Raw genomic sequence first — 23,908 nt, forward strand, 5'->3', positions numbered from 1 at the left:
CTTTTGCTATCTGGGCATTAGGCGATAAACGGTTCATTTGTCGACGTTTGCCTGAATAAATGGACATTATTGCGCAAGGTTTTGGTCAGCTTTTGGTTTGACCGCGAAAACCGGTTTTGGGGCGTGGCTGTTGCGGAGCTCCTTTCCTGACACGATGGTGTTGGGAGGTTTTGCTATGGCGCAGCGCGAACAACATGAACGAGTCAAAAAGATGGACCGCTGGGCGGGCAAACTGCTCGGTCATAAGGCAGTGGTGATGGCGATACTGGTCGTCATTGCGATGGCGAGTGGACTGGCAATGGCGAACCTTGGCGGCAGTGCCGGCGGCGTGTCGTTTGAGCGTACTGATGGTTCGGGCTCGTTAGTGGAGCCGGGATCCGGCGATGCCTCGAGCGGAAAGACATCCGAAGGCTCTTCGACTAAGGCTTCTGCCGCGGCAGAGGTCTATGTCGATGTCGATGGCGCCGTTGTGTCGCCCGGCGTATATCGTCTCAAGGACGGCGCGCGGGTGGCTCAGGCGATTGATGCCGCCGGCGGGCTGGCGCCCGAGGCAGACGTCACGGGGCTCAATCGGGCATCTAAGGTCGTCGATGGACAGAAGATTCACGTTCCAACGGTAGGGGAGCAGCAGGCGTCCATTGCGGAAGCCGGTGTTGATGTTGGGGCTTCCGCATCGTCGGGCGTTAGTGGCGCAACAGGTCTAGTAAACATCAATACGGCAAGCGCAGAAGAGCTGCAGACGCTCTCGGGCATCGGCCCCTCCATGGCCCAGTCGATTATCGATGAGCGGACAAAGAACGGTGCTTTCGCCTCGGTTGACGATCTGATGCGTGTGTCGGGAATCGGCGAGAAGAAGCTTGCCAAAATCAAAGATTGCATCTGCGTATGAGTGCGACCGAGCGCGAGCACGTGATGCCTCCGCGGCCCCTGATTCCGTGGACGATGGCCCTGTGTGCCGTCATGTGCATGAGCTGCGTCTTGGTGCTCAACATAGCCGCTGATGCGCTGCTGAGGGAGCGGGCGCCGGCGGTCGGGCCGCTATGGGCCATTCCCGTTGCGGCAGCGGTATTCGTTGTGCTGGCTCAATCTTGTGCGCGGCTTGCCCCTTGGAAGCGGTGGCTGTATGCCGCTTCCGTCGGTCTCGTGGCGGGAGCGGTCGTCTCGGCGTGGTGGGCCGTGGACGTGCTCAGTGCCTCGAAGGCGCTCGATGGTCGAGCGGCAAGCAGCCTCGAGTTTGTCGTGCAGGGTGACCCATCCATAAACGACGACGTGTATTCCTATACCTGCGAGGCACGCGCGGACGGTAAGAACTTGGCAACGGTTCGCCTATCGTGTGATCGTGAGCTCAAGGTCGGGGCGCACGTGCGTGTTATCGGTCGCGTTTCACGTTTTGAGAACGATGCATATGGACGATCGCGCGTGCTCCGAGGCGAGGTGCGCAAGGTTAAAGCCGTTCGGATTGTGTCGGTCGATGAGGGTTCTCCGGGGCCGCTGCTTCGGCTGCGAAATGGGCTGCTTGCGTCCATCGCGCCTGCGACCGACCCGGCGCGTGCGCTCATAGCCGGTGTCGTCTGCGGTCGTTCGGCCGAGCTGCGCGTCCAGCCGGCGGGCGACTGGTTTTCGGTGACGGGAACGGCGCATCTTATCGCCGTCTCGGGCAGCCATTTGGCCATCGTGGGGTTTGTAATCGAGGGTGTATTGCAAAAGATTCGGTGCCCACGTTGCCTTCAGCGGGCGATATTGGCGATAACGCTTGTGGGTTACGCTGCCTTTACTGGCGCGTCTCCCTCGGCCGTGCGTGCGTGCTGTATGGTGTTCGCGACGCTTGTCGTAAACGGCGCGGGGCGTCGCCGGCACGGCCTTTCGGCACTCTTCGTAACCATGTCCATCTTTGTGCTACTGCGGCCGACGGTGCTGTTCGAGATGGGCTTTCAGCTTTCATGTGCCAGCGTCTTTGCCATTCTGTGCTTTTGCCCCTATGCGACCTACGCTTTGAGTGAGCTGGGTGTGCCATCGGGCGTTGCCAGCATGCTTTCCGTCACGCTGTGCTCGCAACTGGCGACACTTCCCATTACCATTCCTGCCTTCGGTACATTCTCGCTCATTGCTCCGTTGGCAAATGCGGTCATCGGTCCGGTTGTGAGCGTATTGCTCGCTGTGTCGATCGTGCTGGCTCCCTTTTCGCTCGTGGGACCGTTGCGGACTTGGGCTCTCGTTGTGCCCATGATTGCCGCCCGTTGCGCGCTGTTCTTCGAGCAGCTGTTTGCCGCCATGCCGGGTGCATCCGTGGGCGTGCCGCCCGATAGCATGTGGATTTACCTAGTGCCGTGTTTGCTGGCGGTTCTGCTGGTCTGGTGGCCGCGTCCCCGTGTACGTCCTATGGCGGTGGGGCTTGCATGCCTGGTGCTCTTGGCTGCGATTCCGTACGTCTATTGGGATCGATTTGCTCCGCCTTCGGTGACGGTGCTCGATGTGGGCCAGGCCGATGCGATTCTTATCCGCCAGGGCGGCGCAGTAGCGCTCGTCGACTGCGGGCTCGACGAGCGCGTGGTGGCGGCTTTGGTTCGCAATAACGTGCACCATATCGATGCCGTCTTTGTGACGCATTGGGATGAGGATCACTGGGGTGGTCTTCCCGATGTGCTCGAACAGTTTTCGGTTGGAACGATTGCCGTTGCGGCGGATGCGCTGGAGGATGCTCCTGCCGAGGTATTGAACCGACCTGGCGTGGAGTATCGGCAGGTGCGCCGTGGGGATACGGTCGATATCGGCTCATTTTGCGCCCGCGTGATGTGGCCATTCGAGTCCGTGGATGGCGAGGGAAATGAGGATTCGCTTGTCCTGCTGCTCTCTTATGTTCAGAAAGGCAAGGGCCTGCGTCTGCTCCTCACCGGTGATGCCGAGCTCGACCAAGAACGGGAATTCGTGCAGGAGGTGGGGGATATCGATGTCCTTAAACTTGGGCATCACGGCTCTAAGGTTTCAGTCGACGGTGAGTTACTGGACGTCCTGAAGCCCGAGCTTTCCCTCGCAAGCGCCGGTGAGGGGAATCGATACGGCCATCCGTCCGATGCCTGCATCGATGCCGTTAAGGAAGCGGGCGGCGTGTTCGCGTGCACTATCCAACACGGCGACATTACCGTCACGCCGACTGCGAATGGCTTTGCGATGCGATGCCAGCGATCGTGACGATCGTCGTTGGCGTGTGGTGGGCCCCTGGGCTAGAATGGCACGGAGCGAATACGAAGGCCTGCGGGAGGGGAGCGCAATGTCCGAAACCGGTCTGCTGCCGGCATATCTGATCGTCGGTACCGACGGCGTCAAGCGCGATCACGCCGTCTCGCGTATGAAAGCGCGTCTGGAAAAGTCGGGTATGGTCGAGTTCAACCTCGACGAGCGCGACATGACCAAGGACCCCGATATCGAGTCCATTATCGGATCGCTTAACACCTTTCCGATGGGCAGCGAGTTTCGCCTGGTAATCCTTGACGGCTGTTCAAAGCTCGCCAAGGCGGTCTCGGAGCCGCTCGTTGAGTATCTGGCAAGTCCCAGCCCCACAACGGTCTGTCTCATCATCGCCGACTCGCTTGCCAAGAACACGCGCCTGTATAAAGCGATCGCCAAGATCGACAAGAAGGCGGTGATCGATTGCTCCGGCACCAAGCGCTGGGAGCTCCCACGCCGCGTGCAGCAGATGGCGACGCAACACGGCAAGTCCATCTCGACGGCGGCCGCCGAGGAGCTCGTCTCGCGCTCGGGCGAGAACACCCGCATGCTCGATAACGACTTGGCCAAGCTTGCCCAGATGGTCGAGGCCCCCCAGATTGAGCTTGCCGATGTGGAACGCTGGATCGTCCGCACGGCCGAGGTTCAACCCTGGGACTTTCTCAATGCGGTCTCGGCCCGTGACATGCGACGCTCGCTCGAGCTCTTCAATCTACTGCCCGCCAAGAGTTACGTGTGGACCTACACATTGCTGTGCGGCCGCATCCGTGAGCTGATCGTCGCCAAGGCGCTTGACTCTCGTGGGCAGGGGCGTGAGCTCGCCGCGACGCTCAAGCTTCAGGCCTGGCAGGTCAAGAATCACCTTACCTGGGCACGTCGCTTTTCGATGGCAGAGCTCGTCGCAGCGCTCGAGGGTGCCGTTGATGTGGAGCTCGCGCTCAAGGGTTCGGCCGATTCTCAGACTGCGCTTTTGCTCTGGATTACGAACATCTTGAGAAAATCGTGATGATACCTGCCTATTTGACAAATTCGTTCTATCCCTTTGAGGGGGAGCGTGCTATAGTAGGCGCTTGCATGACCTCACCGTGTCTCAGAGGTGTCATACATTTTTTGCAAGGAACTCGAAAGGAACTCCAGAAGTGGCAAACATCAAGTCTCAGAAGAAGCGTATCCGCACCAATGAGGCAGCTCGCATGCGTAACAAGGCTGTCAAGTCCGAGCTCAAGACGCTGACCAAGCACGTCCAGTCCGCCGTCGCCGAGGGCGACGCCGAGAAGGCCCAGGCTGCCCTCAAGACCGTCACCAAGCGTCTCGACATGGCTGCCGCTAAGCATGTCATCCACAAGAACCAGGCTTCCAACCGCAAGTCCGGTCTTGCCAAGCTCGTGAACAGCATCAACGCCTAAGTTGTAAATTTCACACCACACAGATTACGCGCATAAATGGAGCCTGTTTTATGGAACAGGCTCCATTTTTTGTATCGCTCGGGTAAGATAGTCCGCATGAATACTTCAATTGACATTTCCCACATCCGTAACTTCTCGATTGTTGCGCACATCGACCATGGCAAGTCCACGATCAGTGACCGTATTCTCGAGCTCACCCATACCGTTGACGAGCGCGACATGGAGTCGCAGCTGCTCGACACTATGGATATCGAGCGCGAGCGCGGCATCACGATCAAGTCCAATGCCGTTCGCGTGTCCTATGACGCCGATGATGGCGAGACGTATCAGTTCAACCTGATCGATACGCCGGGCCACGTGGACTTTACCTATGAGGTCTCGCGTTCGCTGGCAGCTTGCGAGGGCGCGGTGCTCGTCGTGGACGCCACGCAGGGCGTCGAGGCGCAGACCGTTTCCAATGCGACGCTCGCCATGAACGCCAACTTGGACATTGTTCCGGCCATCAACAAGATCGACCTTCCTTCGGCGCATCCCGACGAGGTTAAGACCGAGATCGAAGACGATCTGGCCATTCCCGCCGACGATGCCGTGTGCGTGTCGGGCAAGACCGGCGAGGGCATCCACGATCTGCTGGAGTCCATTGTCTTTTTGATCTCGCCTCCCAAGGGCGATGCGAACGCGCCGCTCAAGGCGCTCATCCTGGATTCGTACTTCGACGAGTATCGCGGCGTCGTCGCCACGGTGCGCGTCTTTGACGGCTCCATCAAAAAGGGCGATACCCTGCGCATGATGCAGGCCGAGGGCGACTTTTTGGTCGACGGCGTGGGTGTCAAGCGTCCCGCCGAGACGCCAGTCGACGCGCTGACGGTCGGTGAGGTGGGCTATGTGGTCACGGGCCTGAAGGACCCCGAGGCCGTGCGCGTGGGCGACACCCTCACGTGGGCGTCGAATCCCTGTCCCGAGCCGCTTCCGGGCTATCGCGAGGCCAAGCCCATGGTCTACACGGGCCTGTTCCCGATCGATAACAAGGACTACGAGAACCTGCGTGACGCGCTCGATAAGCTGCACGTCAACGACCCGTCGTTGGTGTGGGAGCCCGAGACCTCGGTGGCGCTCGGCTTTGGCTTCCGCGTGGGCTTCCTGGGCCTGCTGCACATGGAAGTCGTTAAGGAACGCCTGGAGCGCGAGTTCAACTTGGACCTTATCGCCACGAGCCCCTCGGTGGACTATCACGTCTACAAGACTGACGGCGAGATGATCGATGTCCGCAGCCCGCAGGACCTTCCCGAGGCCACGCGCATCGAGCGTATCGAGGAACCCTACCTCAAGGCAAAGATCATCTGCCCGCCTGAGTACACGGGTGCCGTCATGCAGCTCGCCATCGAGCACCGCGGCGTCACAACCGACATGATCCACCTGACGAGCAAATCGGTCGAGATGCGCTTCGATATGCCGCTTGCCGAGCTCATCCTGGACTTCTTTGACCAGCTCAAGAGCCGCACCAAGGGCTATGCGTCGCTCGACTACGAGTTCAACGAATATCGTCCCTCCGAGCTCGTCAAGCTCGATATTTTGCTTTCGGGCGACGAGGTGGACGCGCTTTCGTTTATAGTCCATAAGGACAAGGCATATGGCCTGGCCCGTGGCCTGTGCGACAAGCTCAAGGAAATCATCCCGCGTCAGCTGTTCGAGGTTCCCATCCAGGGTGCTATCGGCAACAAGATCATCGCCCGTTCCACCGTCAAGGCGCGTCGCAAGGACGTTCTTGCTAAGTGCTACGGCGGCGATATCTCGCGTAAGCGCAAGCTGCTCGAGAAGCAGAAAGAGGGCAAGAAGCGTATGAAGGCCATCGGATCGGTCGAGGTCCCGCAGGAGGCCTTTATGGCGATCCTCAAGGTGGACGAGTAGGTCCATGGCGCTTTCTGATTACAGCAAGCGGCTGCTGGGCGCCTATGCCGAGCAGCCGTTCCTTATGGCTCCCATGGCGGGCGTTACCGACCCCGCCTATCGCATCATGTGTCGCCGCCGTGGTGCCAACCTTGCCTACAGCGAGATGGTGAGCGTGGCAGGCCTTGCCTATGCCAGCAACAAAACGTGGCGCCTGGTGCTGCCGGCCGACGAGGAGCAGCAGATTTGCGTGCAGCTCTTTGGCTCCAAGCCCGATCAGTTTGCGAGCGCCGTCGCCGCCGTCGAGGAGCGCGTTGGCGATCGCCTGTCGCTGATCGATATCAACATGGCCTGCCCGGCTCGCAAGGTTGTCACCAAGGGCGAGGGTTCGGCGCTCATGCGCACGCCCGACCTGGCGGAGAAGATCGTCGAGGCCACGGTGGGCGCGGCGCATGTGCCCGTGACCGTCAAGATCCGCAAGGGCTTTTATGCCGAGGACCGTAATGCCGCGACGTTTGCCCAGATGCTTGAGGGCGCAGGGGCTGCCGCAGTCGCCGTGCATGGTCGTTGCGCCACGCAGCTCTACACGGGCCAGGCTGATTGGTCGGTCGTCGATGAGGTCGCAGATGCCGTTGAGATTCCCGTGATCGGTTCGGGTGATGTGTTCACCGCCGAGGATGCCGCGGTGCATCTGCGAAACTCGGGTGCCAGCGCGGTGTTTATCGCGCGCGGCATCTACGGCAATCCGTGGGTGTTCGGTGATGCTCGCGCCCTTGCGCTCGATGGCACGCCGGTTCCTTCTCGCTCCTCGGTCGAGCGCCTGGAGGCTCTGCGTGAGCACCTGACGTTGACGCACGAGCTTCTGCCGCTTATGTCGCGCGCCCGTACGTACGCGAGCTGGTATCTAAAGGGCATGCCCCATGCCGCCGCCTGGCGCGCTCAGGTGGTGCGCTGCTCCACGTACGAGGAGTTTATGGCACTGGTCGATGATATCGAGCGCGATGTGGTGGCCTGCGAGGCTGCCCTTGCCGCCGGCGAATCGGTGCCCCCTCATCCGCTGGAGGCTTAAGGGTGGCCGTTACCGCGCTGTACGTGCACGTGCCGTTTTGCGCCCAAAAGTGCCGGTACTGCGACTTTGACTCGCGCAGTTTTTCTCCGTGCGACCTGAGTGCTGCGCTCGATGTCTATTTTGAGCAGTTGTTCGCGCGCCTCGATGCTTTTGGCAAGGCTGGGGCCCTTGACCATATCCGCACCGTCTATGTTGGCGGCGGTACGCCGTCGCTGGCGGGGGAGCGCCTGGTGGAGCTGGCGCGGCGTATTCGTGCGTGGTGCGCCCCCGTTGAGTTTACCTGCGAGGCCAATCCCGAGTCGCTGACCGCCGAGCTTGCCACTGCGCTTGCCAAGGTTGGTGTCACACGCGTCTCTCTGGGCGTGCAAACGCTCGATAACACCGAACTTACCGCCATCGGCCGTATTCACGATGCCGATCGGGCGTTTGCCGCCATCGCGACGGTCAAGAACGCTGGGCTTGACGTGTCGTGCGACCTTATGTGCGGACTTCCCGGGCAGACCGCAGCGAGTTGGAAGCGCACGCTCGATGGCGTGCTGGCGGCGGCTCCGCATCATGTGTCGGTCTACCCGCTCACGCTTGAGGAGGGGACCCCCCTTTATCGCATGGCGTGCCGCGACGAGTCGGTCGAGCCCGACGAGGATTTTCAAGCTTCGTGCATGGATGTGGCGCGTGAGCGTCTGGGTGCGGCCGGCTATCACCCGTATGAGGTGGCAAGCTATGCGCTCGACGGCCATGAGTGCGCCCATAACATTGCCTACTGGACCGGACGGGGTTACCTGGGCCTTGGTCGCTCTGCCGCGGGCATGCTCGACGCCGAGGATTTCGACCGTCTTGCAGGGTTGTTCCCCGGTGTTTCTTCTCGAGGCGATGCGTACCGCGTGCGTCTGGTGCAACGTGACGATGACGCGACGGCGTTCGAGACTGAATATCTGTCGCAGCGTGAGGCTGCGGCTGAAGACCTGATGCTCGCTTGTCGCATGACGCGCGGTATTGCGTCCGATCTGTTGGTTCGTGCAGCTTGCGTCATCCCAACGGGCGAGCTGGCAGCTGCCTGCGATCGCGCGCTCGAATTGGGTCTTGCCACTTGGGTGCCCGAGACGCTCGGAGTCCATGAGGGACCCTTCACTTCGGCAGACGTCCTCGCGGGCCATGTCCGAGCTCGTCTGGCGCCGACACACCTGGGCTGGCTCGATGGAAATGTTCTGTTCGAGCTGTTTTGGGATCTAGCTTAGGCCGCTCGGGTAGAATTACCGGAATATATACGCTGCTGTGAGCAGGAGGTTGCCACGCATGGCGACGATGAACGAAAAAGATTACTACGAGATTTTGGGTGTCTCTAAGGACGCCACCTCGCGTGATATTCAAAAGGCCTTCCAGCAAAAGGCCCGCAAGCTCCATCCGGACGTCAACAAAGAGCCGGATGCCGAGGAAAAGTTTAAAGAGGTTTCCGAGGCCTACGCCGTGCTTTCGGACGAGCAGAAGCGTTCGCGCTACGACGCCATGCGTTCGGGCAACCCCTTCGCCGGCGCTCCTACGGCTTCGCCCTATGGCGGCGGCTACGCCGGCAGCGCGGGCTATGGCAATCCCTTTGAGGGCGGTTTTCCCTTTGGTGGCGCCTGGGGCCAGCCGCGTCGCGGGCAGGCTGCCTACAATCCCGAGAACGGCGCCAACGTGGTCGTTGATATCAAACTCGACGCCAAGGAGGCCAAGGGCGGTGCCCGCAAGACCGTCCGCTACACGCGCTTCGATACCTGTAACAACTGCGGCGGTTCGGGCTCCGTTTCGTCTGAGCATGCCCATACCTGCCCGAGCTGCGGTGGCCGCGGCCACATCGACGTCGACCTGTCCTTCCTGTTTGGTGCGGGTACGTTCCAGTCGGTCTGCCCCGAGTGCGGCGGTTCCGGTAAGGTCGTGGCCGACCCCTGCCCTGATTGCGGCGGCAGCGGTCGTACTCGCGTAACCTCCGAGCAGACGATTGAGTTTCCTGCCGGCACGCACGATGGCGACGAGGTCCGCATTGGCGGCATGGGTCATGCTGGCACCAACGGTGCCGCGGGCGGCGATCTGGTCGGCCGCGCCCATGTTGAGGCCGAGCGCTTGGAAGGCAAAGCTCGTACCGGTTTTTACCTGATGGGCATCGTGGCGCCGTTTTTGGTACTCTCGGCCATCTCGGGCGTGTTCTCGGCCTTTGCCATGATGTGCTTTATTCCGTTTGCCATGGGCCTGTTCATGGTGCTTTCGGACGGCGTGCTTCATCGCAGCCTGCTGTGGTGGAAGCGCGGTGCGATGCAGTTTGCCAACGGTTTTGCCAACGGCTTCATGTTCGCGCTCGTGTCGGTTTGGTTCGCGAGCTGTTCGCAACGGGCCATGCTTTCGCCGTACCAAATGCAATAACATCAAACCCTCTGTTTGCGGTCGGCCCTGCTTGGGTATAGGACGCACTGTGACAATAATGAAAGTCGGAAGGATTCGGTCGTGTCGGAAAATAGGGATTACTACGAGGTACTTGGCGTCGATAAGGATGCCGACGCGCGGACCATTAAGCGCGCGTTTCTAAAGAAAGCCCGTACGGTACACCCGGATGTTTCGGACGACCCCGAGGCCGAGGCCAAGTTCAAGGAGCTTAACGAGGCCTATTCTGTCCTTTCCGATGAGCACAAGCGTGCTAACTACGACCGTTACGGCACCGCGGACGGCCCCGGTGGCTCTGGTTATGTCGACATCAACGATATCTTTGGTGGCATGGGCATGGACGACCTGTTCTCGTCGTTTTTTGGCGGCGGTGCCGGTGGTGGCGCCCGCAGCCGTCGTGAGCGTCGTCGCGGACGTGACATGGCCATCTCGCTTTCGGTGACGCTCGAGGAGGCGGCGCTCGGCTGCAAAAAGACGATCAGCTATGATCGCCTTGCTCCCTGTGAGGACTGCAACGGTACCGGTAGGGCCGAGGGTGCACAGGAAAAGCAATGCAGTCGCTGCCACGGTACGGGCTACGTCACGACGGTTCAGCGATCGTTTTTGGGCCAGGTTCAGTCTTCCTCGCCTTGCCCCGACTGCCATGGCGAGGGCACGGTTATCGACCATCCCTGCGAGACCTGCGACGGTCAGGGCCGCACGCCTTCGCACGAAAAGATCGACATCGATATTCCCGCCGGCGTTTCGACCGGTCGCCAGCTGCGTGTGAGCGGCTTTGGCGAGGCCGGCCTTCGCGGCGAGCCTTCGGGCGACCTGATTGTCAACGTGCGCGTTGCCGACCATGAGCGCTTTAAGCGCAACAGTGACGACCTGTACCTGGTGAGCGATATCTCGATTGCGCAGGCTGCGCTCGGCTGCGAGATCGAGGTCGAGGGCATTATGCCCGACGAGGTCGTTAAGGTGACGGTTCCCGCCGGCGCCCAGTACGGCGACACCGTGAGCGTCAATAATTACGGCATGCCGCGCATTGGCGGTGGCGGTTCGCGTGGCCGCCTGATCGTGCAACTGCGCGTGGTCGTTCCCACCAATCTTTCCAATAAGCAACGCGAGCTGCTCCGTGCTTTTGCCGATGAGATGGGCGATGACGTCGCTTCCGGTAAGAAGTCGGTGACCGACCGTATCAAGAGTGCCCTCGACGATATCCTCGATTAAGGAGCCCGCGTGCTCGCACCCCATATTTCCGTCGTCAACCTCGGCTGCCGTGTCAACCGGGTTGAGTCTGACCGTATCACTGCTGATCTTATGCGCCTGGGCTTTGCTATGGTGGAGCCCCAGGATGCCGATCTGATCGTCATTAACACCTGTGCCGTTACGGGCGAGGCCGAGGCCAAGACACGTAAGGCCGTCCGTCATGCGCTGGCCCATCCAAACGAGCCTTATGTGCTCGTGACCGGTTGCGTGGTCAATTTGCATCCCGAGGAGCTGTTGGAGCTTTCGGATCGCGTGATCGCCGAGCCGTCCAAGATCGATGTCGCCGAACGTGTCTGCGAGGTGCTGGGCGTTGAGTCCGATAGCGTTCCCGCCTGCAGCGATGGCGAGGTGGTCGATGCGCTCGGTCGCTCTCGCCTGGGCGTGAAGATCCAGGACGGCTGCAACCATCGCTGCACCTATTGCATTGTGTGGAAGGCGCGCGGCCCCGAGCGCTCCGTGCCCGTCGAGTCCGTGCTTGAACAAGTTCGCGAGGCCCAGGAGGCCGGCGTGCCCGAGGTGGTGCTGACCGGTGTGAACCTGGGTGCCTACGATGGCAAGAGCGCGACCGACGAGCATGTCGAAATCGATGAGCTGCTCGAGGCCATCATGGAGCGCACGACTATTGCGCATGTGCGCATTTCCTCGGTCGAGCCCATGGATATCTCTGAGCGCCTGCTTAAGGTTATGGCGCGCTATCCGCAGCGTATCGCCCCGTTTTTGCACCTGCCCGTGCAGTCCGGCTGTACGGCGACCCTGCATCGCATGGGTCGTCCCTATAGTGCGGAGGCCTTTGAGGACACGGTGCGTATGATTCGCGCCAACTTGCCCCAGGCGTCTCTTTCGTGCGATGTCATCGTCGGTTTTCCTGGTGAGACGGACGAGGAGTTCGAGGAGTCGCTGGCGCTGTGCCGCCGTGTGGGTTTCTCGCGTATGCACGTGTTCCGCTACAGCAAGCGTCCCGGTACCCTTGCTGCCGACATGCCCGACCAGGTGCCGCCCGAGGTTATGGCCGAGCGCAGCCGTCGTATGCGAGACACGGCGCAGGAGCTCGCTATTGCCGATGCTCGTCGTCGCGTGGGCACTGTCGAGCGTGCCGTGCTCGAGTATGGTGACAACCTGACGCTCGGTTCGTTCCATCATGCCCGTCTTGACGATACCTGTGGACTTACAGCCCCGTGCCTGCTCGATGTTGCTATCATCGGAGTCGATGATTCCGGCTTGGTCCATGCGCGCAGGGAGGTCCATGGAAGCCTCGAAGATTAGACTTACCGTTCCCGAGGGAATTGATCCCTCGCGCGTTTTGGGCGCCGGCGACGGCGTCCTTCGCGAGGTCGAAGACTTGGTTCGCGCCCATGTGGTTGCGCGCGGTGACCAGATTGCCGTGAGCGGCGACCCGGACGAGGTAGAACTCGTGGCGCGTTTTTTCGAACACGCTTTTCGTGAGGCGGCTGCCGGTCGCACGCTGTCTGCCGACGACGTCTCGCGTTGCTTGGCTGTCCTGCGCGATGGCGAGCACGACGCTTCGTCGCTGCGCGATGACGTGCTGCTGTCGTATCGCGGCCGCGTCATTCGTCCCAAGACGCTCGGCCAGAAGCGCTATGTTGACGCCATCCGCTCGCATACCATCACGTTTGGCCTGGGTCCCGCCGGTACCGGTAAGACCTATCTAGCCATGGCCCTCGCCGTCGCCGCGCTCAAGCGCCACGAGGTGGGTCGTCTGGTGCTTACGCGGCCCGTTGTCGAGGCGGGGGAGAATTTGGGCTTTTTGCCCGGCACCCTCGAGGAAAAGATCGACCCTTACATGCGTCCGCTCTACGATGCCTTGTTTGACATGATGGACCGTGAACGCACCGATGAGCTCATGGAGCGTGGCGTGATCGAGATTGCCCCGCTTGCCTACATGCGCGGCCGAACGCTGAGCGACGCCTTCGTGGTACTCGACGAGGCACAAAACACCACGCCTGAGCAGATGAAGATGTTCCTGACGCGCTTGGGTTTTAACTCCAAGTTCGTGATTACCGGCGACCTGAGCCAGCGTGACCTGGTGGGTCGTCGCGGCGGTCTTGCCGATGTCGAAAGAATTTTGGGTCGCGTCGACGATGTGGCGTTTTCTCACCTCGAGCGTGCCGACGTGGTGCGCCATGCCCTGGTTGGCCGTATCGTTGAGGCCTATGATGCATACGACGATGCGCGTGAGCAGCGCGCACACGATCGAAAGGAGTCCCGTTGAGTGTATTGATCAGCAACGATGCCGAGCTCGATACGCTGCTCGATGCCCAGGAGGTGGAGCACATCTGCGAGGTCGTGCTTGCCGCCGAGGGCGTTGAGCGTGAAGTCGAGATTTCCCTTTCGTATGTCGACGAGGACGAGATGCACGAGCTCAACCACGAGTGGCGCGGTATCGACCGCACCACCGATGTGCTCTCGTTTGAGTGCGATTCGGCCTTTGACGATGACATTCCCGCCGATGAGACGCTCGAGCTCGGCGATATCATCTTGGCCCCGCAGGTTATTGCCCGTCAGGCCCCCGGTTTTGGCAATAGCCCCGCTGACGAGTGCCGTCTGATGCTCGTTCACGGCATGCTGCACCTGCTGGGCTATGACCACATCGAGGACGACGAGGCCGAGGTTATGGAGGCCCGCGAGGACGCTATCCTGCGCGATCTGGCGCTCGAGCGCGGCGAGGATCCCAAACTGGTTCACGTCGGCCCCATCACCAATCATGCCCACGACTAGGAGCCGTTTATGATTCCCGGATCGAACAAGGACCATCCGTCCTTTTTAAAGTCGTTCTCCTACGCCATGGAGGGCTTCGTCACCGCCGTCAAGACCGAGCGCAACATTAAGGTCATGCTCGTGGCGGGCGTGTGCACCGTCATTGCCGGCTGCATCGTGGGGCTCGACATTGCCGAGTGGGCCACGATTATCATCTGCTGCGGCCTGGTGATTCACGGCGAGCTGTGCAATACCGCCATGGAGGCCATTGTCGATCTGGCGACCCAGGAGCTCCATCCGCTGGCAAAACGCGCCAAGGACATCGCCGCCGCCTCTGTATACGTTCTTTCCATCACCGCCGCGATTGTGGGCGTGCTGGTATTTGCCCACGCGCTCGGCTTTATTTAGAAAGGGATTCCCATGTCCGACAATATGCAGTCTACCGATGAGATTTTGGACGACGAGTCCCCGGATGCTAAGGCGACCGAGGCCTATGAGGAAGTCGAGGAGTTCGACCCGTTTGAGGGCATGAGCGACGAGGAGCTCGACGCCCTGTGCGATGAGGACGACAGCCTCGCGGGCTTTGGCGACGTTGAGCCCGGTTTCCGCAGTGGCTTCGTGGCCTTGGTCGGCCGCCCCAACGCCGGTAAGTCAACGCTGCTCAACGCCTGCTATGGCAAAAAGGTCGCCATCACCTCGCCGGTGGCCCAGACGACCCGCCGCCGCATGCGCGCCGTCGTCAACCGCCCCGGCTACCAGCTGGTCTTTGTCGATACCCCGGGTATCCACAAGCCCAAGGACGGTCTAGGGTCCGAGCTGAACAAGAGCGCGCTGTTCGAGCTGAACGATGTCGATGTTGTCGCGTTTTTGATTGATGCCACCAAACCGATCGGCAGGGGAGACGCCTGGGTTGCCGAGCGTGTCAAGAATGCCCGTTCCAAGAAGGTCCTGGTGCTCACCAAGGCCGATGAGGCCGACCCCGCACAGGTCATGGAGCAGCTTAAGGCAGCCCACGAGCTTATGGACTTTGACGACGAGATCGTGACGTCGTCGGTCAAGAACTTCAACGTCGATGCCTTTATCGAGACCGTTGCGCACTTTTTGCCCGAGGGCCCGCGTTGGTTCCCCGAGGACATGGGTACCGACGCTTCTGACGAGACGCTCGTTGCCGAGTTTGTGCGCGAGAAGGTCTTGCGCCGCACCCGTGATGAGATCCCTCACTCCGTTGGCGTAATCTGCGACGCGCTCGAGCAGACCAAGAAGGTGCTGCGCGTGCACGCCACTATTTACGTCGAGCGCGAGGGCCAAAAGGGCATCATCATCGGCAAGGGCGGCGAGATGATCAAGCATATCGGTATCGACGCCCGTCGCGATCTTGAGCGCATTTTTGGCACGCAGGTCTTTTTGGAGCTGGACGTGAAGGTCAAGGCCGGCTGGCGTGACGACGAGGCCCAGATTCGCCGCTTTGGCTACAACGCCGAGGACTAAGGACGCGCAGCGCGCATGGCAGGCTCCCGGACATATCGCACGAAGGTGCTCGTGCTCGACAAGACCAAGCTCAAAGAGACCGATCTGATTCTGACGATGCTTGACGAGCGGGGTCGTCAGGTTCGTGCCGTGGCAAAGGGGGCCCGCAAACCCGGTGGGCGCTTGGCGGCGCGCTGCGAATTATTCTGTACCGTCGATATGCTGCTCGCACATGGACGCTCGCTCGATGTTGTTTCTCAGGCCGAGCTTTTGGAAGCGCCGGTTGGCGCCGCGCCCGATTACGAGACGACCTGCGCCGCAAGCGCGATTGCCGAGGTCGCGCGCGTGTGCTCATTCGAGGACGCCGAGGACCCGTTTACCTTTGCCATCACGCAGCGGGCGCTCACGCTTGTCGGCTGTGGGCTCGACTCGGCACATATGGACCTGCTCGTGGCGGCCTTTGTCTTTAAACTTCTGTCGCACGTGGGCTATCGACCCGATTTTTCGGCCTGCGTGCTGTGCGGAGACCCCATGCTGTCGTACTTTTCGCCCCAGGCGGGCGGGCTCATGTGCGGTTCGTGCGCGTCGAGCGTTCCGGGTGCCGAGCTGGTTTCGACCGGTGAGGTCGAGTGGCTGCGCGCCCTCATGTCCATGACCTTCGATGCACTCATGGTCGAGCGAATCGACCCGCATACGGCGGCGTTCTTGCTCGGGCTTTCGCATGTGTGGGCTGCGACGCACACCGACCAGCGCCTCCGTGCGATGGAATTCATGTTGGGTCGGTGATGATGCGCATGGGCGGTCTGCTTGTGGTAACATACCGACCTGTTGGTACCTCGACCTTGGATGCTCGCTCCACCGACGGCTTCCCAGTCCGAGGCGAATAGTGTCGCCCGCGGGCGACAAGAAACGAAAGGTGAAACAATGACTGTTTCCAAAGAGCGCAAGGCTGAGCTGACTGCCCAGTTCGGTAACACCCCGGTCGACACCGGCAACCCCAAGGTTCAGGTCGCCATCCTGTCCGAGCGCATCAAGGAGCTGACCGAGCACATGAAGTCCCACCAGAAGGACTTCCACACCCGTCGTGGCCTGCTCATGCTCGTCGGCCGTCGTCGTCGTCTTCTCTCCTACATCAAGAAGAACGACATCGTCGAGTACCGTGAGCTCATCAAGGCTCTGGGCATCCGCGACAACATCCAGTAGTCGCGGATAGGTACAAACCCGCAGGTAGAACGCTTGCATAAAGGTTCTGCGTCCTAATTTGTCCTTACGGGTACCTAACTAATTGCCGAAATAGGCTCTATCGACCGCCTCGATGAACATCTGTTTGTCGGGGCGGTCGTAATTTTTACCGAGAATATTCTTGGCTGCGTGCCCCATCATCTTGTCCACCATTTGGGCGGGGACGTTGTACTTCCACAGCATCGCCGTGGCCCACGTGTTGCGCAGGTTCTTCATCGGAAGGTAGCGCACCGTTATGTCTCCATTTTTAAAGTCCTTGCGCCAGAACTGGTTGAGCGTACTGCGGTCGTAGGGGTAGCCGGTGCCACGGTCTACCAGATAGAGCTCGCCCTCGGCCCGGCGCTCTGCGATGATCTCGCGCAGGCGCAGGCTCCACGGCTCGGGGATGACGATTGGTCGGTAGCTGTCCTTGGTCTTTAGCGTCATGAAGCCTTGGGAGTTGAACCCGAACTGCCGATGGAGGTCGTAGACGGCATAGGTGTGGCCGTTGTACCGCTCGAACGAAATATCATCCACGCCCGCCGCCGACGCCTCGCCGACGCGGCACGAACCGATTCCCATGAGGATGCAGTTCGATTCATAGCGCTTGCCCTCCACTTCCTTTAAGAGCTGGTGGAGTTCTGGGAGCGTGTACACTTCGAGTTCACTGTTGGGGGTCTTGTCGTTCTTGGGCATTTTGTATGCCACGTCCTTAAAGTAAATCCCCTTTACGCCGTGCAGTTTGGCGCACGTCACGAGGTTCCCGACCGTGATGTTGGACAGTTTGGCAACGGACGGCTTCAGCGTCTTCAGCCACAGCTGGTATTCGTTCACGTCCACCTTGTCGAGCGCCGTCTTTTCCCAGCGCTTCTCGATGTGCGCCGCCCATTGGGTCACGTACAACTTGCGCGTGTTGTCGGCTAACTCTCCCTTCTCCACGCGGCTGTTCAGCTCGGGCAGATACCACTCATACCAGCATTGCGAGAATGTCGGGCACGGTATCACGCGCTCGTTGGGCGGCAGGTGGTGGAGCTGCCAAAGGCGGCGCAGCTCATCGTCCGCTTCGCGCGAGGTGCAGGGATAGAGCGTCTTTGAACGGCGAACGCGGTTGAGCCCGTCCCACTCGCACCACCTGATGCGCCATTTGTTCTTGGTGATTTTGGTCTTCGTCCCCCATGACGAACGTGTCATAATTAAAAAAGTCCCTCCTGTCGGGCATAGCCGACTCTAGCAATGCGGATGGGATTGTTTAGCGCTCCACTGGTCTTGGCGGGTTAGTGGGGCGCTTTCTTTTATAAACAGAAAATCTGTTTATAACTACATGGTCGAGTTCAGGACCCTCACGAATTCCTGCGCCTGGGAGCGGCTGCTCAGCCTGTAGTCATAGCCCGTCCGCAGCCTGTTGTTCAGGATCACCTGCTTGCCCTTAACCCTGTACACACCGGTGACGTCATTCAGATAAACCACCTCTTCATGCGTGCCAAAGAAGCGGTTCTTCTTGAGCGTGGTGATCCGGTTCGGGAAGATGCAGATCTCCTTAAAGACGCCGGCGCCTTTATCCCTGAACAGCAACGTGTCGTTGTCCATGTTTATTCCTCCTTGTCTTGAGTGGTTGAATCATGCTTAGCGTTTAGCTTTGCTTCGAGATCGCAGAACTCATCAACTGTCATATCGAGCGAATTGATAATCACCAAGGCTTTCTGCCATGTTGGCTCCTTGACCTTTCCCTTTAAAAGACGCGACAAATAGGGCGCAGTGATTTCGTCTGAAGTAATGTCTACGGACCTTAGGTTCTTCGCATCCATTACGGCTTTTAGGGTTTCGGTGAATGCCATGAGACCCTCCTTCTGTCGATTGAATTGTACTCAATCCGAAAAAAATTGCCAATAGACAAAAAATCTTATTGCAAAGTTGCCAATTAACAACTACCTTATGAGTTGTCAATTAACAACAACGAAGGAGGTGAGCGTATGGACAAGATTACCGAAAAGGTAGGTGGATGGCTTCAGCGCCCAGGCAATACCAAGAAGAAGATGGCGGCTGAGCTTGGGATTACCCCCGATTCGCTTACCAACAAGCTGACTGGCGAAACGCCGTGGCTTTGGAGTGAGGTCGTTGCTGTTGCGTCGATCGTCCGATGTGAAGTGTCTGATTTCTGCTAGCCAAAACCACCAAGCCCATACCCCCTAAAAGTCAAAAGGGAAGGAGGAATGGATGCCTGACACGGTCCAATGGACGCTCAATTTCTGTGCTGGCATGTGCGTAGCTCTGTTATTTGAGCTTGTCCGCATTCAGATAAAAGTCGACGACATAGAAAAGCGTCTGCGCAGCCATCGCATAAGGCTGAGGGATGCAGCTGAGAAGCCCGCTGACAACAGCGAGAAATAGCACTCGCCGCAGGACCCGCTTCTTACGAGAAACGGTCTCCACCACGATTTTTAGCTTGCTATGTCGGTCAGTTCTGTTCATGCCGACAAATCTATGGGGAGTGTCCCCCAAGACCAGAAAGAAGGAGAAGGAAATGACGATTGAGGAGCTTGAGAAGCGCGAACGCGATGCTTACGAGGCTTTCATGGAAGCCGACTGGATGCACGCCGACATGCGCCTGAACGAGTGGCTGGATGCCGCCCATGAGCTTAACGAGGCGATGGGACTGTGATTGCCGATTGGTTCGAGCGCCACCCGATTGTCGGCTTCGGGCTTTTCTACGCGGCCTACAGGGCCGCAGAGATTTTCATCACGACTCTGAATGAGGCGAACAGGCTGTGAAACGCAGGTCTCCAGACTTTGAGAAGGGCTTTAACTACTGCCTGTTCCTCAACGTCATCGTACTTTTAGCCGTCCTGTTCCTCGTGCTTTTGGTCAAAGCCCTAGAAGGATGCTTATGAGCTTGAGTATGGCAGCTTCGTAAATGAGCGAAATCGCCACCCTCAGCAACCTTGGAATCCTATTCCAGACCATTTCGCAGAAATCTGCGAAGTCACCGAGACCGACCCGCAGGCGCAGAAATGCAGCGCGCGGGCTTTCAGGAACGGAAGCAAAATCCCGTTTCCTCATATGACGGTATGTCGAATTCCTCTTGATCATGCCGGGGACTATATTCCGATGTTCCCCCGCCGAACGTTTGCGCTGGTAGATAGCGCACTTCTGTTCATCCGCTCCGCACCCGTCGCCATCGGCGCTGGGCTTTTTGGCCTTCTCCTTGACGCCGATCGCAAGGCGGTACCTGTGTCGCCGGCTGGCAACCCCAGGCGACATGGAACGCAGTGACACCCATACCAAGCTGTTCCGCCTGACGAGACGGGCGCGTAGCGGATGAATGGAGCGACCTTTGATAACCGCATCCGCCATTTGCCGTGAGCAGGGGGAGCCTGTGACGGCTGCAATGGCTCGGCAGCTGGCTCCGTTGAAAAGCCAGACGGTCAGGTGCGGTGCCTGGCAGTAAGTCTCAGCGTCGTGCGGTGCGCATCCGCGAATCAAGACTTCGTAGGTTCTCGATTCGTTCTCTGTCCGTCCGTTACCGCGAGGATGTGCACCTCAAGGCGCTGAGAAAAGAAGAGTGGCTCCGAGAACACTCCTTTGAATTGGAACGCAGGGGAGTGAACGGGAGCCACAGGCAAACACCCACCAAAGGAGGTGGACGCATGAATCATACCAAAAGCGCCTGGGCCAATCCGCTCAGCGAGTTCCAGCAGTCGATGGATGCGGCGGCGGAGAAGTTGCGCAACCAGCTCGAAGACCTCGAACCGTACTGCGGATCGCAGGCGCTCAAGTTCGCCGTCAGGGCGGGTCTGCAACCGCAGATGGCCTACACGGTTTCCGAGACGTCCAGGTATACGGGGGTCTCGGCAAGCACTCTTTATGCGGAGAACAAGGCTGGCCGACTGCCATTCAAGACGGTCGGCAGCAGGAATGCGCTCATAAGGGTGGTCGACGTCGACAAGTGGATGGAGGGACGCTCCGATGGCCGTTAAGGTTTTCGATTTCCTGTCGGACCGCTGGATGCGGCTCAACCCGAAGCTGCGCAACGCCATCGTCTCGACCGTCCTTATCGCGGGGCTCATCTTCGCGGGATGGCTCGAGGGCACCGCTCCGAGCGGCATGTACTACTAGGAGGTGCCGATGGTCGGCTTCTTTGGATGGACCGCCGAGCGCGGTCGAGACGGCAGCTGGTTCGCGACCAAGTTTGTCGAGAAGGGCCCAACGAGGGGCAGCGCGACCGGAATCGTCTGCTCGCGCCATCTACTGGTCAACGTCAGCAAGGCCGCGAGCAAGGAAGCTGCGATGCGTGAGATCAAGCGTCTCTACGTAATCGGAGCGCTGCAATGACGAAACCGACCGAAAACAATGGAGAAAATGTGGAATCGGGGGTAGTTGTCCCTCGCAAAAGGGACAACTCATATTTCTGGCGCTCTGACGAGGACAGATACATCAGGACGCACAGGATGGACGGCTATCTGCTGCTGTCGGAGATGATGACAGGCCGTGGATGGCCGAGGTCTCCCGAAGCCATCAAGAAGCACGCCAAGAGGGTGCTCGGAATCAACCTAGGCAAATACCCCGAATCGGGGATGCACCGCTGCATCTCGTGCGGGAAATGGGACGTGCGCCCCAACTCCCATGCCGGGCGAATGGGGCTCTGCCCCGCCTGCTGGAGACGAAGGCAGGCGGAGGCAATCCGCGAGGGCATGGACGAGAAGAAGGCCGAGGCCGAGTACCAAAGGGAAAAGAAGCGCAGACGCGATGCGAGAAAGCGCCTGCAAAGAGAGAAGGAAAAGAACAATGGAAGAGACTGTGGAACAGGTTCAGGCGAAGCCCGAGCCCGTGAAGATCTCGGCGCTTGAGCTCGAGAACGTCAAGCGCATTAAGGCCGTGGCGCTGCGTCCGACCGAGAACGGCCTGACCGTCATCGGCGGTCGCAACGGCCAGGGCAAGACCAGCGTGGTCGATGCAATCTCGTGGGCGCTCGGCGGCAAGCGCAAGCAGCCGTCCAAGCCCAACCGCGAGGGCAGCGCGACACCTGCGAAACTGCACGTGGAACTGAGCAACGGCCTCGTGGTCGAGCGCTCGGGCAAGAACGCATCGCTCACGGTGACCGACCCATCCGGCAAGAAGGCAGGCCAGAAGCTTCTTGACAGCTTCATCGAGGAGCTCGCAATCGACCTGCCGAAGTTCATGGTCATGACCGACAACGAGAAGGCACAGGAACTGCTTCGAATCATCGGCATCGGCGGCGAGTTGGATGAGCTGGACAAGAAGCTTAACGAACTGAAGAACGAGCGCCTAGACATCGGTCAGCGCAAGCGCGCCAAGGACAAGATCGCAGAGGAGATGCCGTTCTTCCCCGATGCCCCCGACCACCGCGTGTCTCCCGCCGAGCTCATCGAGCAGCAGCAGGCAATCCTCGCCAAGAACGGCGAGAACCAGCGCAAGCGCGAGAAGGTCGGCATCATCAAGCAGCAGCGCGACAACCTGAACTTGCTGTGCGACAGCCTCAACAGCCAGATCATGTCGCTCAACGAGGAGCTGAAGCGCAAGACCGAAGAGCTGATGAAGCTCACCGAGGACTACCAGACTGCTCTCAGGGACGCAGCCGACCTCGAGGACGAGAAGACCGATGAGATCGAGCAGAGCATCGCCAACATCGACGCGCTCAACCAGAAGGTCGAGGCGAACGAGCGCCGCAAGCAGGCGCTGAAGGATGCCGAATCCCTTAACGACGATTACCAGAGCTGCAACAGCGAGGTCAATGCGGTCGAGAACCAGCGCAAGAAACTGCTCGAGACCGCCAAGATGCCGCTGGACGGCCTGACGGTCGAGGACGGCAAGCTGGTGTACAACGGCGCGGTCTGGTCGGACATGAGCGGTGCGGAGCAGCTTCGCGTGGCGACGGCGGTCGTGCGCTCGCTCAAGCCCGAGTGCGGTTTCGTCCTGGTCGACAAGCTGGAGCAGATGGACTCGCAGACGCTCGCCGAGTTCGGTGCCTGGGCTGAATCCGAGGGCCTTCAGGTCATCGGCACCCGCGTGGCGACCGATGACACCTGCTCGGTCATCATCGAGGACGGGCGCGTGGTCGAGGGCGCCGGGCAGCTGAAGGCCGAGATGCCTGAGATTAAGGTCGAGATTCCCGAAATCAAGATTCCCGAGGTCAAGATTCCCGCTGCCATGAAATTTGGAGGTAGCTTCTAATGACATTCCAGATCACCCGCGGTCAGCGTCTCCGCCCCCAAAAGGTCGTCATCTACGGCCCCGAGGGCGTCGGCAAGACGACGCTGGCGGCTCAATTCCCAAGCCCCCTGTTCATCGACACCGAAAGCTCGTCCGACTACTTGGACGTCCCGCGCCTTCCCGCCCCAACGAGTTGGCAGATGCTGCTCGATGAGGTCACGTGGATTCGCGATTACCCCGAGGAGTGCGGAGGCACACTTGTCTTGGACACCGCCGACTGGGCGCAAAAACTTGCAGTCGATGACGTGTGCAACGCCATGGGCTACAAGAGCATCGAGGATGCCGGATACGGCAAGGGCTACACCTACGTCACCGAGCGCTTCGGCAAGCTGCTGAACCTGCTGAGCGAGGTGTGCGAGCGCGGCTGCAACGTGGTCGTTACCGCCCATGCCATCATCAGCAAGTTCGAGCAGCCTGATGAGATGGGAGCCTATGATCGCTGGGGCCTGAAGCTCATCGACGGCAAGAAGGCCAGCGTCGCGGCGATGCTCAAGGAGTGGGCTGACGCTGTTTTGTTTGCCAACTACAAGACCATCGTCATCACCACAAGCAAGGACGGCAAGGTCGGCAAGGCCCAGGGCGGCAAGAACCGTATGCTCTACTGCTCCCATGCCGCCACGTGGGACGCCAAGAACCGCTGGGGCCTGCCGGACGAGGTTCCCATGGAGTACCAGCAGTTGGCACCGTTCATCCCCGTCCCGCAATTCGCACGACAGCAGCCGCAGGTGGTCGAGACGGTCAACGTCTCCACGGTCACGCCCGAGCAGATCGAGCAGGCACGGAGCATCCCAGACCCGTTCGAGCCGAAGCGCCCGGCATACCTCAAGCCGCTCTACGACCTGATGCGGCGCGACGGCATCAGCGCGGAGACGGTTAGCGAGGCCATCTCAACGCGCGGTTATTTCCCCGAGGGCACGCCGGTCGACACCCTGCCCGAGGACTTCGCGAAGTTTTTGGTGTCGGCCTGGGACAGCATGCGCGACTACATCAATTCCGGCATGGCAGCCGGTCGAAAGGAGTAAGA

The 23,908-nt window shown here is 60.0% G+C and carries 28 protein-coding genes; 25 read left to right on the top strand and 3 right to left on the bottom strand.

Annotated elements, in window-relative coordinates:
- The first annotated feature begins 175 nt into the window (after positions 1 to 175).
- From DWY03_RS02995 to rpsO, 16 genes are all read left to right on the top strand, one after another.
- A complete protein-coding gene (locus DWY03_RS02995) occupies positions 176 to 889 on the top strand; it encodes a ComEA family DNA-binding protein (protein WP_117800130.1) in 714 nt (237 codons plus the stop codon).
- Positions 886 to 3,189, top strand: coding sequence for a DNA internalization-related competence protein ComEC/Rec2 (locus DWY03_RS03000; RefSeq protein WP_117839850.1), 2,304 nt, complete (start codon positions 886 to 888; stop codon positions 3,187 to 3,189). The genes DWY03_RS02995 and DWY03_RS03000 overlap by 4 nt, the downstream gene beginning before the upstream one ends.
- Before the next feature lie 79 nt (positions 3,190 to 3,268).
- Positions 3,269 to 4,231 carry a DNA polymerase III subunit delta gene (gene holA, locus DWY03_RS03005; RefSeq protein WP_117837148.1) on the top strand — a complete coding sequence of 321 codons (963 nt, stop codon included), beginning with the start codon at positions 3,269 to 3,271 and terminating at the stop codon, positions 4,229 to 4,231.
- 133 nt (positions 4,232 to 4,364) lie between these two features.
- Positions 4,365 to 4,631, top strand: coding sequence for a 30S ribosomal protein S20 (rpsT, locus tag DWY03_RS03010; protein WP_022094714.1), 267 nt, complete (start codon positions 4,365 to 4,367; stop codon positions 4,629 to 4,631).
- Between the two features lie 96 nt (positions 4,632 to 4,727).
- Positions 4,728 to 6,539, top strand: coding sequence for a translation elongation factor 4 (lepA, locus tag DWY03_RS03015; protein WP_117735177.1), 1,812 nt, complete (start codon positions 4,728 to 4,730; stop codon positions 6,537 to 6,539).
- Positions 6,540 to 6,543: 4 nt separating this feature from the next.
- Positions 6,544 to 7,587 (top strand): tRNA dihydrouridine synthase DusB, encoded by a 1,044-nt coding sequence (gene dusB / locus DWY03_RS03020; protein WP_117837147.1) that lies wholly within the window; start codon positions 6,544 to 6,546, stop codon positions 7,585 to 7,587.
- A gap of 2 nt (positions 7,588 to 7,589) precedes the next feature.
- Positions 7,590 to 8,822, top strand: a complete 1,233-nt coding sequence (gene hemW / locus DWY03_RS03025; RefSeq protein ID WP_117837146.1) for a radical SAM family heme chaperone HemW — start codon at positions 7,590 to 7,592, stop codon at positions 8,820 to 8,822.
- Positions 8,823 to 8,880: 58 nt separating this feature from the next.
- Complete coding sequence (locus DWY03_RS03030) at positions 8,881 to 9,984, top strand: DnaJ domain-containing protein (RefSeq protein ID WP_197032772.1); 1,104 nt, start codon at positions 8,881 to 8,883, stop codon at positions 9,982 to 9,984.
- An 81-nt stretch (positions 9,985 to 10,065) separates the two neighbouring features.
- Positions 10,066 to 11,214, top strand: coding sequence for a molecular chaperone DnaJ (dnaJ, locus tag DWY03_RS03035; protein WP_117837145.1), 1,149 nt, complete (start codon positions 10,066 to 10,068; stop codon positions 11,212 to 11,214).
- Between the two features lie 9 nt (positions 11,215 to 11,223).
- A complete protein-coding gene (locus DWY03_RS03040) occupies positions 11,224 to 12,516 on the top strand; it encodes a MiaB/RimO family radical SAM methylthiotransferase (protein ID WP_117839851.1) in 1,293 nt (430 codons plus the stop codon).
- Positions 12,497 to 13,483: a PhoH family protein gene (locus DWY03_RS03045; protein WP_117839852.1), complete on the top strand. Its 987-nt coding sequence runs from the start codon at positions 12,497 to 12,499 to the stop codon at positions 13,481 to 13,483. The genes DWY03_RS03040 and DWY03_RS03045 overlap by 20 nt, the downstream gene beginning before the upstream one ends.
- Positions 13,480 to 13,989 (top strand): rRNA maturation RNase YbeY, encoded by a 510-nt coding sequence (gene ybeY / locus DWY03_RS03050; RefSeq protein WP_117654802.1) that lies wholly within the window; start codon positions 13,480 to 13,482, stop codon positions 13,987 to 13,989. Before DWY03_RS03045 ends, ybeY begins: the two co-directional genes overlap by 4 nt.
- Positions 13,990 to 13,998: 9 nt before the next feature.
- A complete protein-coding gene (locus tag DWY03_RS03055) occupies positions 13,999 to 14,376 on the top strand; it encodes a diacylglycerol kinase family protein (protein WP_117639888.1) in 378 nt (125 codons plus the stop codon).
- Between the two features lie 12 nt (positions 14,377 to 14,388).
- Entirely contained in the window at positions 14,389 to 15,456 is a 1,068-nt protein-coding gene (gene era / locus DWY03_RS03060) for a GTPase Era (protein ID WP_197032771.1), read from the top strand.
- A 15-nt stretch (positions 15,457 to 15,471) separates the two neighbouring features.
- The gene (gene recO / locus DWY03_RS03065; protein ID WP_117839853.1) at positions 15,472 to 16,221 is read left to right on the top strand and encodes a DNA repair protein RecO; all 750 of its coding nucleotides are present in this window, start codon (positions 15,472 to 15,474) and stop codon (positions 16,219 to 16,221) included.
- Between the two features lie 138 nt (positions 16,222 to 16,359).
- Positions 16,360 to 16,638 carry a 30S ribosomal protein S15 gene (gene rpsO, locus DWY03_RS03070; RefSeq protein WP_035138510.1) on the top strand — a complete coding sequence of 93 codons (279 nt, stop codon included), beginning with the start codon at positions 16,360 to 16,362 and terminating at the stop codon, positions 16,636 to 16,638.
- 78 nt (positions 16,639 to 16,716) lie between these two features.
- On the opposite strand, the gene DWY03_RS03075 is transcribed toward rpsO, so the two are convergent.
- From DWY03_RS03075 to DWY03_RS03085, 3 genes are all read right to left on the bottom strand, one after another.
- Positions 16,717 to 17,847 (bottom strand): tyrosine-type recombinase/integrase, encoded by a 1,131-nt coding sequence (locus tag DWY03_RS03075; protein WP_117839854.1) that lies wholly within the window; start codon positions 17,845 to 17,847, stop codon positions 16,717 to 16,719.
- Between the two features lie 126 nt (positions 17,848 to 17,973).
- A complete protein-coding gene (locus DWY03_RS03080) occupies positions 17,974 to 18,243 on the bottom strand; it encodes a hypothetical protein (RefSeq protein ID WP_117839855.1) in 270 nt (89 codons plus the stop codon).
- 2 nt (positions 18,244 to 18,245) lie between these two features.
- Positions 18,246 to 18,491, bottom strand: a complete 246-nt coding sequence (locus tag DWY03_RS03085) for a transcriptional regulator (protein ID WP_197032770.1) — start codon at positions 18,489 to 18,491, stop codon at positions 18,246 to 18,248.
- Between the two features lie 135 nt (positions 18,492 to 18,626).
- On the opposite strand from DWY03_RS03085, the gene DWY03_RS03090 reads away from it, so the two are divergent.
- From DWY03_RS03090 to DWY03_RS03115, 9 genes are all read left to right on the top strand, one after another.
- On the top strand, positions 18,627 to 18,818 hold the full coding sequence (locus DWY03_RS03090) for a hypothetical protein (protein ID WP_117839856.1): 192 nt from the start codon (positions 18,627 to 18,629) through the stop codon (positions 18,816 to 18,818).
- Between the two features lie 52 nt (positions 18,819 to 18,870).
- On the top strand, positions 18,871 to 19,044 hold the full coding sequence (locus tag DWY03_RS10035) for a hypothetical protein (RefSeq protein WP_156058428.1): 174 nt from the start codon (positions 18,871 to 18,873) through the stop codon (positions 19,042 to 19,044).
- Between the two features lie 133 nt (positions 19,045 to 19,177).
- Entirely contained in the window at positions 19,178 to 19,315 is a 138-nt protein-coding gene (locus DWY03_RS10040) for a hypothetical protein (protein ID WP_156058426.1), read from the top strand.
- Between the two features lie 985 nt (positions 19,316 to 20,300).
- Positions 20,301 to 20,630, top strand: a complete 330-nt coding sequence (locus DWY03_RS03100; protein WP_117839858.1) for a helix-turn-helix domain-containing protein — start codon at positions 20,301 to 20,303, stop codon at positions 20,628 to 20,630.
- Positions 20,620 to 20,769: a hypothetical protein gene (locus DWY03_RS10045; RefSeq protein ID WP_156058424.1), complete on the top strand. Its 150-nt coding sequence runs from the start codon at positions 20,620 to 20,622 to the stop codon at positions 20,767 to 20,769. Before DWY03_RS03100 ends, DWY03_RS10045 begins: the two co-directional genes overlap by 11 nt.
- A gap of 9 nt (positions 20,770 to 20,778) precedes the next feature.
- Positions 20,779 to 20,985 carry a hypothetical protein gene (locus tag DWY03_RS03105; protein ID WP_117839859.1) on the top strand — a complete coding sequence of 69 codons (207 nt, stop codon included), beginning with the start codon at positions 20,779 to 20,781 and terminating at the stop codon, positions 20,983 to 20,985.
- Positions 20,982 to 21,500, top strand: coding sequence for a hypothetical protein (locus tag DWY03_RS09990; protein WP_117846406.1), 519 nt, complete (start codon positions 20,982 to 20,984; stop codon positions 21,498 to 21,500). Before DWY03_RS03105 ends, DWY03_RS09990 begins: the two co-directional genes overlap by 4 nt.
- Positions 21,439 to 22,845, top strand: a complete 1,407-nt coding sequence (locus tag DWY03_RS03110) for an AAA family ATPase (protein WP_117839860.1) — start codon at positions 21,439 to 21,441, stop codon at positions 22,843 to 22,845. Before DWY03_RS09990 ends, DWY03_RS03110 begins: the two co-directional genes overlap by 62 nt.
- Positions 22,845 to 23,906: an ATP-binding protein gene (locus tag DWY03_RS03115; RefSeq protein WP_117839861.1), complete on the top strand. Its 1,062-nt coding sequence runs from the start codon at positions 22,845 to 22,847 to the stop codon at positions 23,904 to 23,906. The genes DWY03_RS03110 and DWY03_RS03115 overlap by 1 nt, the downstream gene beginning before the upstream one ends.
- Positions 23,907 to 23,908 lie beyond the last annotated feature (2 nt).

It is taken from the genome of Collinsella sp. AF23-2, from assembly GCF_003459245.1.
GTDB lineage: Bacteria > Actinomycetota > Coriobacteriia > Coriobacteriales > Coriobacteriaceae > Collinsella.